The organism is Novilysobacter selenitireducens, from assembly GCF_020026895.1.
Taxonomy (GTDB): domain Bacteria; phylum Pseudomonadota; class Gammaproteobacteria; order Xanthomonadales; family Xanthomonadaceae; genus Lysobacter_C; species Lysobacter_C selenitireducens.
In genome coordinates this window covers 40969-55191 of record NZ_JAINZW010000003.1, presented here as the reverse complement: position 1 = coordinate 55191, position 14223 = coordinate 40969, and the positions used below count along the sequence as shown (strand labels likewise).

Genomic DNA, 14223 nt, shown 5'->3' with positions numbered 1-14223 from the left:
GCCTACGGCGCGCGGGACGAGCGCAGCGTCAGCCGCGAGATTTCCGGCGGCACCCCGAAGCGGATCGGCAGGATGCTGGTGCCGATACCGGGCGAGACGAACAACTGGCGGCCGTCCTCGACGAAGTGCCCCTTGGGATAGCGCCCGTCCACCTGGCCCCACAGGCCCGGCGCACCGATACCGGGAAACGCGATCTGGCCTCCGTGGGTATGGCCGGCCACCACCAGCGAGGCGCGCGCGGGCATCTGCGGGAACACGTTCGGGTTATGGGTGATGGCCAGCGCGGGCCGTTCGCCGGCGACACCCGAAAACGCACGCCGGATGTCGTGCGGCGCTTCCCAGAGGTCACCCACGCCGACCACCCACAGGTCGCATCCGGCGAGCCGCGCCGGCGTGGCCTGGTCCTCCAGCATCGTGACGCCGGCGGACTCGAACGCCGCACGTACCCGCGCGCCGTCCTTCCACCAGTCGTGGTTGCCCAACACGGCGTACACCGGCTTGCGCGCCGTCAGCGGGCGCAGGCGTTCGGCGATCACGTCGGCCGGGATGTAGGTGCCGAGGAACACGCTGAGGATCACGTAATCGCCGGCCATCAGCACGGCCTGCGAATCGCTCTCGACAAGGCGCTCCACCAGCCGGTCCAGTTTGTCGAGGCCGTTGTGCGGGGAACCCGTATGCAGGTCGGCGATGACGTCGACACGCAGGCCATCACATTCCGCCGGCCAGGCGGGAAGCGCGAACGCGTAGTCGCGCGCAACCAGCGAGCGCGGTTCCCACACGCAGCCCCACACCAGGAACACGACCACCAGCACGGCGAGGATGCGCGCGCTCCAGCGCAGCTGCCACCGCCAGGGCCGATGACGTGTCGTCATCCGCCGCTGCTTTCGTCGCGGGCGTGCCACGCGGCCAGCACTTCGGCTTCGCGCGCTGGCGCGAGGCCGGCCTTCGGTTTCGCGCGCCGCTCGGCGGGGAGCGTGCGCCACCACAGCAGCGTGTCCCGCACGGTCGCGTCGAGCGGCCGGTACGCAAGGCCCGCCGCCTGCGCGCGGGAGGTATCGATGCGACCGAAGCCGGCGTACTCGCCCTCGGCCGGTATCCAGGCCGGCATGTCCTGCCAGGGACTGACGCCCTGCGCCTCCAGGAAATCGGCCGGCACCCAGGTCAGCGACGACACCGCGCCCGGCGGCTGCGGGCACGGCGCGCGGATGCACTGGATATCGTTGAGGCCGCGTGCCACGTCCTGGCAGGTGGTCAGCAGCGCGCCCATGGTCAGCGATCCGGCCGGCGCATCGGCGTTGAACACGCCGAACGTGCGCTGCTCGATCAGGTGCAACAGGAATGCCGCCAGGTCGCGCACGTCGATGAACTGCGTCGGGTCCGCAGGCGTGCCCGCGGCGAGGATCTCGCCGCCGCGGTCGGCGCGCGCCGGCCAGTAGGTGAAGCGGTCGGTGGTGTCGCCCGGCCCGACGATCAGGCCCGGGCGCACGACGGTCACCCGCCCGGGAATCGCGCGCTGCGCGGCCTGCTCGGACAGCGCCTTGAGTGGCCCGTACGTTTCGCCGGTGATCTCGGTGACCGTCGGGTCGGGGATCGTCGCCAGCGGCGCATCCTCGTCCATGCCCGGGACCGAGGTGTCGGCATAGACCGAGATCGTCGAGACGATCAGGTACTGGCCCACGCGTGGCCCCAACAACTCGGCAGAGCGCGTGACATCGCCGGGAATGTAGGCCGACGTATCGAGCACGGCATCCCAGCGGCGCTCGCCTTCCAAGGCAGACAGGTCGGACTTGCGGTCGCCGCGCAGCTGCTCGATGTCGTCGAACTGCCCGCCGTCGAAGCGCGTCGGATTGGTCTTGCCACGGTTGAACAACGTGAGCCGGTGGCCGGCCGCGCGCGCGGCCTCCACGAAGTGCGGCCCGAGGAAGCCCGTACCGCCCAGTACCAGGATGTCCAGGCCCTGCTTGCGCGGCGATGGCGCCACCGCCTGCCCCAGCGCCGAAGTGCAGGCGGGCAGCCCCGCCGCCACCGCACCGGCCAGGCCGGCGATCAATACATTGCGACGGGAGATCTGCATCGGTCGACTCCACGGACGGCGAAAGGAACCCGCACTCTCGGCGCCCGAGCGGCCCGCCGCCATCGGCCGAAGGTCACGTCGGCGACACCGCGGGAACCGGCGCATCGGCCGGGCGCTCCACGCGTCGCGCCAGTCGCCAGCCGAGTACGCCGGACGTCGCCGCCGCCAGCGCCGCCAGGCCCGCGAGCCCCGGCACCGCGACGCCGACGCTGCGCAGGGCATTCATCGACAGCGCCACCGACAGGTCGCCGAAGCGCCACACGGCGGTGTCGACCGCGTTCTTACCCTTGTAACGCAGGTTGCGCGGCACGCGCGTGTACAGGCTCTCGCGGGCCGGGCCGACCATGCCGTAGGCCAGCCCGCGGCCGACGATCAACGCGACCGCCACCAACGGCATCGCACCGATCGCCGGCGCGTACGGGTTGTCCGACACCGCCACCAGCACGAGTGCAGCGGTGACCGCCGTGGCCCACACGCCGATGACGGGCCCTGCACCCCAGCGCACCAGCATCCAGCGCGTCAGCGTCAGCTGCACCACCACCTGCAACAGGTTGGCCGCAAGGTCGAGGTCGGCGGCGAAGCGGGTGCGCGAAATGGCGTCATCGAACGTCGCGCCCGAGTAGTCCACGACAAGCGCGTAGTTGACCGTGCCGATGCAATCGGCCAGCAGCATCAACACCGCCATCGTGCGCATGAAGGGGTTGGCGAACACCTGACGCAATCCGTCCAGGATGCCGCCGCCGACCGCCGACTCGTGCCCCGGGTCATGCCGGCGATTGCCGTGCAGGCGCGCCCAGCCGCCCAGCCACGCCACGCACGCCAGCGCCAACGCCAGCAATGCGGCGGATACGACCAGCAACGGCGCTACACCGATCACGCCCACCAGCGCGCGCGTCAGCATCGGCCCGGCAATGGCGCCCGCGGTGCCGCCCAGCGCGATCAGCGGAAACAGCCGGCGCGCCTGCAGGTCGTCCCACACATCGGCCATGAAGCTCCAGAACACCGACACGATGAACAGGTTGAACACGCTGATCCACACGAAGAACACCGTGCCCAGCGCGCGCGGGCCGAGCAGCCCCTGGTGGGTGAACAACGGCACGAAGCCCAACAGGCAGGCGATGAAGAAGGCATGCACCACCGGCACGACCACGCGCCTGGGGTAGCGGGCGACGAGCGCGCCGAACACCGGCGTCAATGCGAGGGTCGCGAGGAACGTCGCGGCGTAGAACCACGGCAACTGCGTCGACCCGACCGCCGCCGACAACTGGTCACGCACCGGCCGCACCACGTAGTAGGCCGCCAGTACGCAGAAGAAGTAGGCGAACGAGACTGCGACTGCGCGCCACTCGTCCGGCCCCACCCGGGCGGGCCGGGGAAGCGGTTGCGACACGGCATCGCCGTGGGACATGGGCACGGGCTCGAGGGCGGCGGGACGGCCGGCACGGTAGCCCAATGGCGATGGCCCCGCCACCACCGGGACGCCGCTGGAACCCGGCTATTGCCAGCGCCGTGGATTGGACTAGCCTCGCTGGGTGCGCCCGGCTCCGGGCACCGGGGACGGACAACGTGTTCGACTACATCATCATCGGCGCCGGCTCGGCCGGCTGTGTACTGGCCAACCGGTTGTCGCAGGACGCCGATGTAAGCGTGCTGCTGCTGGAAGCCGGGCCGCGCGACTGGCACCCCTACATCCACATGCCGGCCGGCATCGCCAAGCTGGTCAACCTCAAGTCGGTCAACTGGAATTACCACACCGCACCGGAGCCGAACCTCGACAACCGCGTGCTGTGGTGGCCACGCGGCAAGGTGCTGGGCGGTTCGAGTTCGATCAACGCCATGTGCTACGTGCGCGGCGTGCCCGCCGACTACGACGGATGGGCTACTGAGGGCGCGGACGGCTGGGACTGGTCGAGCGTGCTGCCCTACTTCCGCCGGGCCGAATGCAACACGCGGGGAGCGGACGCGCTGCACGGCGGCGACGGGCCGATGCACGTCTCGGACCTGCGCCACGTCAACCCCTTGTCGCGGATGTTCGTCGAGGCCGGGACGCAGGCGGGCTTCGACGCCAACGACGACTTCAATGGCGCGTCGCAAGCCGGGTTCGGCCTCTACCAGGTGACGCAGAAGGACGGGGTGCGCTGGTCATCCGCATCGGCCTACCTCAAGCCGGCGCGGCGGCGCGACAACCTGCAGGTGGTGACCGGCGCGCATGTCTCGCGCATCACCTTCAGCCGCGCCGGCGGAACGCCGCGTGCGGACGGAGTGGTCTATACCGCCGGCGGCCGCGCGTTCCACCAGCCGGCCGCGCGCGAGGTGCTGCTGTGCGGTGGCGCGATCAACTCGCCGCAGTTGCTGATGCTGTCGGGCATCGGCCCGGCGGCAACGCTGCGCCGGCACGGCATCGAGGTCGTGGCCGACAGCGACCAGGTCGGCGCGAACCTGCAGGACCACCTCGACATCTGCACCCTGCGGCATTCCACGCAGCGGCTGACCTACGACCGCGTGGGCGACCTGCCGGTAGCGTTCGACTACTACCTGCGCGGGCGTCGCGGCCCGGGCACCAGCAACATCGCCGAGGCCGGCGCCTTCGTGCGCTCGCCGCTGGCACCCGACGCGCGTCCCGACATCCAGCTGCACTTCGTGCCGGCCATGCTCGACGACCACGGCCGCCACCGCCTGCCCGGCGACGGCTACACCGTGCATGCCTGCGCGCTGCGGCCCCGCAGCCGGGGCCGCATTACCCTGGCCAGCGGACGCGCGTCCGACAAGCCGCGCATCGAGGCGAACTACCTCGGCGACCCGGAGGGCTTCGACCTCCGCATGATGGTGGAATGCGCAAAGGTCTCGCGCGACGTGCTGGCGCAGGGTGCGTTCGACGCCGTGCGCGGCGCGCCGATCTTCCCGGCGCGCGACGGACTGACCGACGCCGAGCTGGTCAACTTCATCCGCGCCAAGGCCGACACCGTCTACCACCCGGTCGGCACCTGCAGGATGGGGTCGGATACGGACGCGGTCGTCGACCCGCAATTGCGCGTCCGCGGCGTCGAAGGGCTGCGCGTGGTCGACGCGTCGGTGATGCCGACGCTGATCGGCGGCAATACGCACGCACCGACGGTGATGATTGCCGAGCGTGCGTCGGACCTTATCCGCGGCATCACGCCGCTGTCGTAGCCCTCAGACGCTTTCGAGCGTCGGCGGCAGCGGGCAATGCAGCACGCCGCACACGGTCCTGAGCAGCTCCGCCTCGGCCAGGCTGATGCGTCCGTCGTGCAACGTCGCCAGCGTCACCGCTTCCACCAGGTGCTGCTTGGCCAGCGGGTCGAGCCGGTCCAGCGCGTCCCAGGCCCCATCCAGTGCAGTGACGCCGGCTGCGGGCGGCGCGTAGGCGATGTGCGCATCGGGCAGCATGTGGTGCAGCGCCGCCAGATAGGCGTGCCGGCCGCGGGCCATCTCCGCATGGCCCGCGTGCGCGACGACCGCGAGCAACAGGGCGATCTCGCGCTGCACCGCCTGCGGCTTGGTCCGCCCCGTGCGCGCGTGCCGCGACGGGTCGAGCGATTCGCGCACCTGCACGGTCAGCAGGCGGCCGAGGCAGTACTCGAACAGCGACACCCGCCCATCGGCGAAAGTCATCGCGTGCACGGTGTCCATGAAGCGCTCCAGCTCCGGGCGCGGTCGCAGCCGGAGCACCGGGAACGCCAGCGTCGCCAGGGGCAGGCGCAGCGCAGGGTGCAACGTGGCGAGGTGTCGGCGATGCGTCCGCTCCACTGCATCCGCGACCGCCTCGCCCATGCGCGCGGCGATCTCGGTGCGCTGTAGACCGGCAATGTCCGACGCCCCGTCGAGCAACAGGCCGAGCACCAGCGGCACCACGCCCTCGCGCTGGGCGGCCATGCGTCGCAGCGCCTCGGGGAAGCCGGCGGCGATGGCGTCGGCGCGACGGTAATCGTCGGCGCCGGGGTGGGCGACCTGCGCCACCACCATCGGCGGCGTGAGGCTGCGCTCGCTGCCGGGCGGCGGCAGCGGCCCGTGGGTCGGCGCCGCCAAGCCGAGTCGCAGGTCCTCGTCCAGGCCCTGCGGTGGCGTGACCATCCACTGGCGTTGCAGCCGCTCCAGCTCATCGGCATCGAAGCCGGGCTCCAGCGCGCGGATGCGCTCCACCAGGTCGGGATGCGTGGCGAACCAACGCCCCAACGTCCGGCCGGCGTAGCCGACGCCATCGCTGAACAGCATGTGGCTGACCTCTTCGGCCTGGCCGGCGTCCGACATGCGTGCGCCATCGTGCAGACCGCCGATCTTCTTGAGCGCGCCCGCCAGGCCCGACGTCTGCCGGGTGAACTGCACCGCCGACGCGTCGGCCAGCCGCTCGCGGCTGCGGCTGACGCCGGCCTTGATCAGCCGACCGAAGAACAGCCCGACGTAGCCGATCAGCATCGCCACCACGGCACCGGCCAGGATCGGCAGTCCGGCGCTGGTGCGGCGTGACCCGAGCCCCCCGTGTACCAGCACCTTTCGGCCGACAACGCCCAGCATGAGGATGCCGAACAGCACCCCCATCAGGCGGATGTTGAGCCGCATGTCACCGTTGAGGATGTGGCTGAACTCGTGCGCGACCACGCCTTGCAACTCGTCGCGGTTCAAGCGGTCCAGCGCGCCGCGGGTCACCGCGATGACCGCGTCGGACGGCGAGTAACCGGCGGCGAACGCGTTGATGCCCGCTTCGTGTTCGAGCACGTACACCCGCGGCACCGGCACGCCCGAGGCGATCGCGACTTCCTCGACGACATTCAACAGCCGGCGCGCGTTGGCATCGGTCGCGTCCATCGCTACGGGTACGCCGCCCTGCTGCAGGGCCACCGCGTCGCCACCACCGCGCAACGTCGCCATCCGGTAGAGCGAGCCCAGCCCAATCACCAGCAACGTGCCGATGCTGGCCGCCGCCATCACGCCGGGACGCGCCCCCGCCACGAGCGCCACGACCAGGTTTACCGCGACCACGATGCCCAGCACCGCCAGCGCGAACAGCACGACCAGACGCGTGGAATCCCGGCGCGCTTGTGCCTGGTGTTCGAAGAAGTTCATCGACGGTCCCCCACCGCCGCGCGACGCGTCACGCCGCCCGGATCAGAACTGGACCTTCGGCGCCTCGCGCACCTGCGCGCGGTCGGCCGGGATGTCCAGCAACGCCGCCGGCTTGAAGCCGAAGTTGCCGGCGACCAGGCTGGACGGAAACACCTCGCGCTTGTTGTTGTAAGCCATGACCGAATCGTTATAGGCCTGCCGCGCGAACGCCACGCGGTTCTCGGTGCTGGTCAGCTCTTCCGACAACTGCATCATGTTCTGGTTGGCCTTGAGGTCCGGGTAGGCCTCCACCACCGCCATCAGGCGGCCGAGCATGCCGTCGAGCGCCCCTTGCGAGCGGGACAGTTCGGCCATCGCCGCCGGGTCGCCCGGGCTGGCCTTGGCCGCCGCGAGCCCCGCCTGGGCCGCACCACGGGCGGCAATCACCGATTCAAGCGTCTCGCGCTCGTGGGTCAGGTAGGCCTTGGCGGTTTCCACCAGGTTGGGGATCAGGTCGAATCGGCGCTGCAGTTGCACGTCGATCTGGGCGAAGGCGTTCTGGTACGCATTTCGCGACCGCACCAACCCGTTGTAAAGCGCCACCAGCCACGCCACGACCAGCGCTACGAATGCCAGCAAAATCATGAAGCTGAACATGATTGCTCCCCTATCCCCTGAAAATCGGCGTTATGATCGATCGCGAGTCCAGCATACGCAGGCCTTGCAGCCCATGAAAGACGACGCGACCCGTCGGCAACGCGCGTACTGGCGTGTTGGCGCGACGACTCTGCTCCTGACCCTGACCCTCGGATCCACCGCGCAGACACCGGGCGCCGGTGCCGATGCATCGACGGTGGCGACGGTGTCGGCCACCTCGCTGGATGCCGCGCCGCCCGCGGCGCCCGCCCCGGTCAAGCAGCCCGAAATTCCGCTGGCCGAAGACTTCGATCCGCGCTTCTTTGAGGCGGCCGCCCAGCAACTGGTCGCCGACCAGCGCGTGCCGGGCATGGCGATGGCGATCGTCTACAACGGCCGCGTACTGTCCGCCCGCGGCTACGGCATCACCGACGTGCAGGCGGCCGAGCCGGTCGATGCGCATACCGTGTTCCGCTTGGCGTCGCTGTCGAAGGGCTTCGCCGGTACGCTGGCCGGCCTCCTGGTCAACGATGGCTCCATTCGCTGGGACAGCAAGCTCACGCAGTACCTGCCCGACTTCCGCCTGCGCGACCCGTCTGCCGCCGACCGCATCACCGTCGCCGACGTGCTCAGCCACCGCGTCGGCCTGCGGCACCACAGCCTGGACCGCGACCTCGAGCAGTACGTCGACTACCGCACCCTGACCCGTCGCCTGGCCAATGCGCCGCTGAGCTGCCAGCCCGGCACGTGCTACGGGTACCAGAACATCGCCTTCAGCCTGATCGGTGACGTCGCGTTCGCCGCCACCGGCACGTTCTACTCGCAGGCCGTGCAGCGCCGCATCTTCAAGCCGCTTGGCATGAACGACGCCAGCCTCGGCCTGGAAGGGATCCAGGCCAGTCCGAGCTGGGCGCGGCCGCATGTGCGCACACGCGGTGGCTGGGTGTCGGTGACGCCCAAGCCCACGTACTACGAAGTGGCACCGGCTGCCGGCGTCAATGCCAGTGCCAGCGACATGGCGCAGTGGTTGATCGCGCAGACCGGCTACCGCCCGGACGTGTTGCCGGCACCGCTGCTGGCCACGCTGCATTCGCCACTGGTGCAGACGCCGGGTGAGATGCGCAGTGCCGCGTGGCGCCGCGAACGCCTGAGCAGCGCCGGGTACGGCCTGGGCTGGCGCGTCTACGACTATTCCGGCCACCAGCTGGTCTACCACGGCGGCGCGGTGCAGGGGTATCGCGGCGCGATCGCGATGCTGCCCGAGCGCGGCTTCGGCGTGGCCGTGCTGTGGAATGGCGAGAGTGCGGTCCCGGCCGGCCTGCTGCCGACCATCCTCGACAAGGCGATCGGCGTCCCCTCGGGCGACCGGTGGCTGGATGTCGACTTCGAAGAAGCCACGTTGTACGTGCAGTCCAACTACGACAACGGCCCCGGCGAGAACCCGGGCAGCAACGCCAGCCGCGCGACCGCTTCGCCGGAGTAAGGTCCGCACCGAGTGGGGAGATAGCGGCGAGCAGCCGCTTGAATGATCGCCGCGCGCGACGTCGGACACCAACACAAGTCCGCCTGCCCGGGCGGCGCGCTCCGGGCAGCTCTCGGCATAGGCATGGCTCGAGCAGCCTCAGCGGCTGCTTGGTTGCCATAGCACGCCGACCAATCCAGTTCCCTGCGCCATTCTTTTACGGAGTGCTGGCCTCCGTTGGTGTCTGGCCGACTGCTGGTACTCGCCGCCGGCGACATCCATCCGCCCATAAAAAACCCCCTCCCCGCCTGGGCTGCGGGAAGGGGGCTGGATGACAGCAGTTCCGTTATCGGGTCTTGCTTAGATCATCGGTGCCGGGGTGGCCGGCATCGCGGTCGGCGCCGCCTTCTTGGACGGACGCTTGGCGGCCTTGCGGGCCGGCTTCTTGGCAGCAGCCTTCTTCACCGTCTTCTTGGCGGCGGCCTTCTTGGCCGGACGCTTGGCGGTCTTCTTGGCAGCAGCCTTCTTCACCGTCTTCTTGGCGGCGGCCTTCTTGGCCGGACGCTTGGCGGTCTTCTTGGCGGTCTTCTTGGCGGAAGCCTTCTTCACCGTCTTCTTGGCGGCGGCCTTCTTGGCCGGACGCTTGGCGGTCTTCTTCACCGTCTTCTTGGCAGCAGACTTCTTGGTCGCCTTCTTGGCGGCGGTCTTGCGGGTGGTCTTCTTCACCGCTTTCTTTGCCGTCTTCTTGGCCGGACGCTTGGCAACCTTCTTGGCGGCCTTCTTCACGGACTTCTTGGCGGTGGCCTTCTTGGCGGTCGCCTTCTTGGCTGCGGACTTCTTCGCGACCTTCTTGGCACCTGCCTTCTTCGTCGCCTTCTTGGCGGCGGGTTTCTTCTTCGCAGCTTTCTTCATGGCCATGGGATGGCTCCTCGTCAGTGGTCTATCGGGGTGTACGGCCCAGTACAACCATTGCCGCGGGCAAGCCCGCAGCCAACCGCCGACGCATAAAGGTGCGTCGGAGCGGATCGTGCCCACGCCGCATGCGGCGTGGCGGCACCGGCCCAGCGGGCGGTGCGGCAAACAAAAACCCGGACCGCCTCATGGGCGAACCGGGTCTGGAATTGGAAATCGTGCAGAACGGTGGGCGTCGATGCCATCGCGACCTGCCGGACGCTGGCGGACTTTTTCGAAGGGGGCAGAACGCCCACGTCCACCGTTTTGAATGTCCGGGCGGAGTTCGATTTCGTACCGCGCGTTGTCGCGTTGTCTTGTATCACTCGCTTCCGCGGGATCCGTCTGCTGCGCGAAACCTAATCACGGCTTTTCTGGGTGTCAACAAGCAAGCGTGACTTTTTCCTGGCGCCTGTCCCGCACCCGCAAGCGGGCATCCCGCCCGTTGCACCACGCGTGCGTTTTTCATTACCCGGCGCATGGACACTTCGCAAACACAGGAAACGCTACGGGCCTTTATTTCCAATGTCTGTAGAGCGTTGGACAATTATTGACCACATTATCGGCTGGCTATTTTTTCGCCACCCCGGTGGTGGGCAACTTCCCCGTCGGGATACCCAACGCGGGAGTCGCCGATACAGACATGCACGCCGGTTTTCGCGGCGCACAAGCGGTTTTGCGCGAAAATTGCGCAGGCATCGGGCGCGGCCGATCGACGCCGGCGCGCGTAACCGACGGAGCGATGCACGCCTCATTGCACGCACCACACCCGCGTTTGCATCGACCGGCACTACCCAAAAAAAAAACCGGCCGCACTGGGCGGCCGGTCGGGGATCAATCCGGAAGCACGAACTCAGTGGTCGTCTTCCTCGAGCAGTTCGGCATAGTCGTCCGGGCCGAGCAGTTCCTTGAGCTGGTCGGGCTCCTCGATATCCAGGGTGAACAACCACCCTTCGCCGTAGGCGTCCTCGTTGATCGTCTCGGGCTTGTCGGCGAGTGCCGCGTTGACCTCGGTGACGGTGCCGCTGACGGGCGCGTACACGTCAGAGGCGGCCTTGACCGACTCCACCACCGCACAGGCGTTGCCGGCCTCGACGCGGTCGCCGACGTTCGGCAGCTCCACGTACACGAGGTCACCGAGCAGGCCCTGGGCGTGGTCGGAAATGCCGACGGTCACCTTGCCGTCGCCTTCGACGCGAGCCCACTCGTGGGACTTCATGAACTTCAGGTCGCCGGGGATCTCACTCATGGGGCTGCTCCGTGCTGTGCGGGTCTGTGGGAAAGGTGGCGGCAAGTGTAACGGGCGCGGGGGCGGGGGCGGGTCAGGCCAGCACGCCTTCCTGCGGCTGGCCATCGCGGACGAACGGGAACCGCACCACGCGCACCGGCACTTCGCGGCCGCGGATGTCGACGCGCACGCCGTCGCTGCCCGGCGGCAGGTCGCCAGCCGGCACGCGCGCAAAGGCGATCGCCTTGGACAGCGTCGGCGAGAACGTGCCCGACAGGATCTCGCCCTCGCCGTGCGGGGTCAGCACCTTCTGGCCGTGGCGCAGTACGCCCTTCTCATCCATGACCAGCGCGACCATCTGGCGCGGCGCGCCGCTGGCCTTCTGCTGTTCCAGAACGTCGCGGCCGATGAAGTCGCGGCCCTCGTCCAGCGCGACCGTCCAGGCGAGCGCGGCCTCGTACGGCGACACGGTGTCGTCCATGTCCTGGCCATAGAGGTTCATGCCGGCCTCCAGGCGCAGCGTGTCGCGGGCGCCCAGGCCGGCCGGCTTGACGCCCGCGCCCAGCAGCACGTCCCAGAGTGCGACCGTCCTGTCCTCGGCCACGACGATCTCGAAGCCGTCCTCGCCGGTGTAGCCGGTGCGCGCGATGAACAGGTCGGTGCCGTCCTCGAGCTTGGCCTCGGCGGCCACGAACTTGCCGAGCTTGCCGATGCGCTCGCGGTCGGCCTCGCGCAGCAGGCCGATGACCTTCTCGCGCGCGGCCGGGCCCTGGACCGCAACCATGCCGAAGTCGGGCCGCTCGGTGACGGTGACGTCGAACGTCTTGGCCTGCTCCGTGATCCACTCCAGGTCCTTCTCGCGCGTGGCGGCGTTGACCACCAGGCGGAAGAACGCCTCATCCATGAAGTAGACGATCAGGTCGTCGATGACCCCGCCGCCCTCGTTGAGCATGCAGGTGTACAGCGCCTTGCCCGGCTTCTTGAGCTTGTCGACCGAATTGGCCAGCAGGTAGCGGAGGAATTCGCGGACGCGCGCGCCCTTCAGATCCACCACGGTCATGTGGCTGACGTCGAACATGCCGGCGTCGCGGCGCACCTGGTGGTGCTCCTCGATCTGCGAGCCGTAGTGGATCGGCATGTCCCAGCCGCCGAAGTCGACCATCTTGGCGCCGAGCGCGCGGTGGCTGTCGTTGAGGATGGTCTTGCGGGTCATCGGCCGGCCTTGGATGCGTGGGGCCGGCGATTATCCCAGATGCCGCGGCGCTCGTTCGACGCTACGCATGCGCATGGTCGCTCGACCGACCCGGCACCCCGGGTCTACCGGTCAGCCGTGCGCCGGCTCCACCCGCAGCGTCATCCCGTCGATGAAGACCACGCGCACCACCGTGCCCACCGGCATGTCCGGGCCGGCCACGTCATAGAAGGCGTCGCCGATCTTGACCCGGCCGCGCCCATCCACGATGGCGCGCTCCAGCGGCCCGACCCAGCCGACCAGCTGCTGGCCCCGGCGGTTGAGGTCGGGGCGGTCGCTCTGGCGCTCGTGCCCGCGGCCGCGAAACCACGTGCGGTAGACCTGGATGGAAACGAAGCTGAGGATCACGAACGCGGTGATCTGAACCAGTACCGACAGCCCCGGCATCGCCAGCACCATCACGAACACCACGGCCGCGGCGATGCCCAGCCACAGCATGAACGCGCCGGGTGCCAGCGCCTCGGCCGCGAACAGCAGCAGCGCCACTGCTCCCCACGTCACCGCCTGCCAGTCCCACTGCATGGCTCAGCCCCCCATGCGCGGCGGCTGCGCGGGCGGACGCGGCGCGTTGCCACCCTGCGGTAGGTCCAGCGCCTGCTTGGCCAGCTCGGCGATACCGCCGAGCGAGCCGATCACGCCGGCCGACTCCATCGGCATCATCACGAACTTCTGGTTCGGCGCCTCGGCCAGGGCCTTGAACGCCTCGATGTATTTCTGCGCGACGAAGTAATTGATCGCCTGCACGTTGCCGGCCGAGATCGCGTCCGACACCATCCGCGTCGCGTTGGCCTCGGCTTCGGCCAGGCGCTCGCGGGCCTCGGCCTCGCGGTAGGCGGCCTCCTTCTCGCCCTCGGCTTCAAGGATCGCCGCCTGCTTCTCGCCTTCGGCGCGCAGGATCTCCGACTGGCGGTGGCCTTCGGCCTCCAGGATCACGGCGCGACGGTCACGCTCGGCCTTCATCTGGCGCGCCATCGAGTCCACCAGGTCGCGCGGCGGCTGGATGTCACGGATCTCGATGCGGTTGACCTTGATGCCCCACGGGTTGGTGGCCTGGTCGACCACGCCCAGCAGCTGCGCGTTGATGGCCTCGCGGTTGGACAGCGATTCGTCCAGGTCCATCGAACCGATCACGGTGCGGATGTTGGTCTGGACCAGCGCGATCGTCGCCAGCTCCAGGTTGTGGACTTCATAGGCGGCCTTGGCCGCATCCAGCACGTGGAAGAACACCACGCCGTCGACCTTCACCACCGCGTTGTCCTTGGTGATCACGTCCTGGCTGGGCACGTCCAGCACCTGCTCCATGACGTTGATCTTGCGGCCCACGCCGTAGATCACCGGCACCAGGAAGTGCAGGCCCGGCTGCATCGTGTGGGTGTACTTGCCGAACCGCTCGACCGTCCATTCGTAGCCCTGCGGCACCACGCGCACCGTCTTGAATAGCAGCACGATGCCCGCGAACAGCAGCACCAGCGCCAGAACCGACCCCATTTCCATTGAGTAAACCTCCCCGGTTGATCGCCGGAGTATAGGCTGGCCGGGTGGCTGCGACGGTTTCCCGC

Annotated in this window: 11 protein-coding genes and 1 pseudogene; 3 read left to right on the top strand and 9 right to left on the bottom strand. The window is 69.0% G+C overall.

What is annotated here, in order from left to right:
* Positions 1-2 precede the first annotated feature (2 nt).
* The 3 genes from K6753_RS07470 to K6753_RS07460 all read right to left on the bottom strand — a co-directional run bounded on the left by K6753_RS07470 (position 3) and on the right by K6753_RS07460 (position 3482).
* Complete coding sequence (locus tag K6753_RS07470; RefSeq protein ID WP_223675821.1) at positions 3-872, bottom strand: metallophosphoesterase; 870 nt, start codon at positions 870-872, stop codon at positions 3-5.
* Complete coding sequence (locus tag K6753_RS07465; RefSeq protein WP_223675819.1) at positions 869-2074, bottom strand: NAD-dependent epimerase/dehydratase family protein; 1206 nt, start codon at positions 2072-2074, stop codon at positions 869-871. The genes K6753_RS07470 and K6753_RS07465 overlap by 4 nt, the downstream gene beginning before the upstream one ends.
* 73 nt (positions 2075-2147) lie before the next feature.
* A complete protein-coding gene (locus K6753_RS07460; protein WP_223675818.1) occupies positions 2148-3482 on the bottom strand; it encodes an NTP/NDP exchange transporter in 1335 nt (444 codons plus the stop codon).
* Positions 3483-3640: 158 nt separating this feature from the next.
* Here K6753_RS07460 and K6753_RS07455 point away from each other — a divergent pair, with 158 nt between their 5' ends.
* Entirely contained in the window at positions 3641-5245 is a 1605-nt protein-coding gene (locus tag K6753_RS07455; RefSeq protein WP_223675816.1) for a GMC family oxidoreductase, read from the top strand.
* A gap of 3 nt (positions 5246-5248) precedes the next feature.
* Here K6753_RS07455 and K6753_RS07450 read toward each other — a convergent pair whose 3' ends face one another.
* Both K6753_RS07450 and K6753_RS07445 read right to left on the bottom strand, forming a co-directional pair.
* Positions 5249-7156, bottom strand: a complete 1908-nt coding sequence (locus K6753_RS07450) for a M48 family metallopeptidase (protein WP_223675814.1) — start codon at positions 7154-7156, stop codon at positions 5249-5251.
* Between the two features lie 42 nt (positions 7157-7198).
* Positions 7199-7792, bottom strand: a complete 594-nt coding sequence (locus K6753_RS07445; RefSeq protein WP_223675812.1) for a LemA family protein — start codon at positions 7790-7792, stop codon at positions 7199-7201.
* A 73-nt stretch (positions 7793-7865) separates the two neighbouring features.
* Here K6753_RS07445 and K6753_RS07440 point away from each other — a divergent pair, with 73 nt between their 5' ends.
* Together K6753_RS07440 and K6753_RS14830 are read left to right on the top strand one after the other, a co-directional pair.
* The gene (locus K6753_RS07440) at positions 7866-9254 is read left to right on the top strand and encodes a serine hydrolase domain-containing protein (RefSeq protein WP_223675810.1); all 1389 of its coding nucleotides are present in this window, start codon (positions 7866-7868) and stop codon (positions 9252-9254) included.
* Between the two features lie 409 nt (positions 9255-9663).
* Positions 9664-10152: pseudogene (locus K6753_RS14830) on the top strand (hypothetical protein); the annotation flags it as partial.
* 885 nt (positions 10153-11037) lie between these two features.
* On the opposite strand, the gene gcvH reads toward K6753_RS14830, so the two are convergent.
* The 4 genes from gcvH to K6753_RS07415 all read right to left on the bottom strand — a co-directional run bounded on the left by gcvH (position 11038) and on the right by K6753_RS07415 (position 14158).
* Positions 11038-11433, bottom strand: a complete 396-nt coding sequence (gene gcvH / locus K6753_RS07430; protein ID WP_223675806.1) for a glycine cleavage system protein GcvH — start codon at positions 11431-11433, stop codon at positions 11038-11040.
* 73 nt (positions 11434-11506) lie between these two features.
* A complete protein-coding gene (gene gcvT, locus K6753_RS07425; protein WP_223675804.1) occupies positions 11507-12625 on the bottom strand; it encodes a glycine cleavage system aminomethyltransferase GcvT in 1119 nt (372 codons plus the stop codon).
* A 111-nt stretch (positions 12626-12736) separates the two neighbouring features.
* Entirely contained in the window at positions 12737-13186 is a 450-nt protein-coding gene (locus K6753_RS07420; protein WP_223675802.1) for an NfeD family protein, read from the bottom strand.
* Positions 13187-13189: 3 nt separating this feature from the next.
* Positions 13190-14158 (bottom strand): SPFH domain-containing protein, encoded by a 969-nt coding sequence (locus K6753_RS07415; RefSeq protein WP_223675800.1) that lies wholly within the window; start codon positions 14156-14158, stop codon positions 13190-13192.
* Positions 14159-14223 lie beyond the last annotated feature (65 nt).

Bases quoted from the DNA above. Each gene is read 5' to 3' on its own strand.
- K6753_RS07440 (WP_223675810.1), top strand. From the start codon at position 7,866: ATGAAAGACGACGCGACCCGTCGGCAACGCGCGTACTGGCGTGTTGGC.
- K6753_RS07415 (WP_223675800.1), bottom strand. From the start codon at position 14,158: ATGGAAATGGGGTCGGTTCTGGCGCTGGTGCTGCTGTTCGCGGGCATC.
- gcvT (WP_223675804.1), bottom strand. From the start codon at position 12,625: ATGACCCGCAAGACCATCCTCAACGACAGCCACCGCGCGCTCGGCGCC.
- K6753_RS07445 (WP_223675812.1), bottom strand. From the start codon at position 7,792: ATGTTCAGCTTCATGATTTTGCTGGCATTCGTAGCGCTGGTCGTGGCG.
- K6753_RS07470 (WP_223675821.1), bottom strand. From the start codon at position 872: ATGACGACACGTCATCGGCCCTGGCGGTGGCAGCTGCGCTGGAGCGCG.
- K6753_RS07460 (WP_223675818.1), bottom strand. From the start codon at position 3,482: ATGTCCCACGGCGATGCCGTGTCGCAACCGCTTCCCCGGCCCGCCCGG.
- K6753_RS07450 (WP_223675814.1), bottom strand. From the start codon at position 7,156: ATGAACTTCTTCGAACACCAGGCACAAGCGCGCCGGGATTCCACGCGT.
- gcvH (WP_223675806.1), bottom strand. From the start codon at position 11,433: ATGAGTGAGATCCCCGGCGACCTGAAGTTCATGAAGTCCCACGAGTGG.
- K6753_RS07465 (WP_223675819.1), bottom strand. From the start codon at position 2,074: ATGCAGATCTCCCGTCGCAATGTATTGATCGCCGGCCTGGCCGGTGCG.
- K6753_RS07420 (WP_223675802.1), bottom strand. From the start codon at position 13,186: ATGCAGTGGGACTGGCAGGCGGTGACGTGGGGAGCAGTGGCGCTGCTG.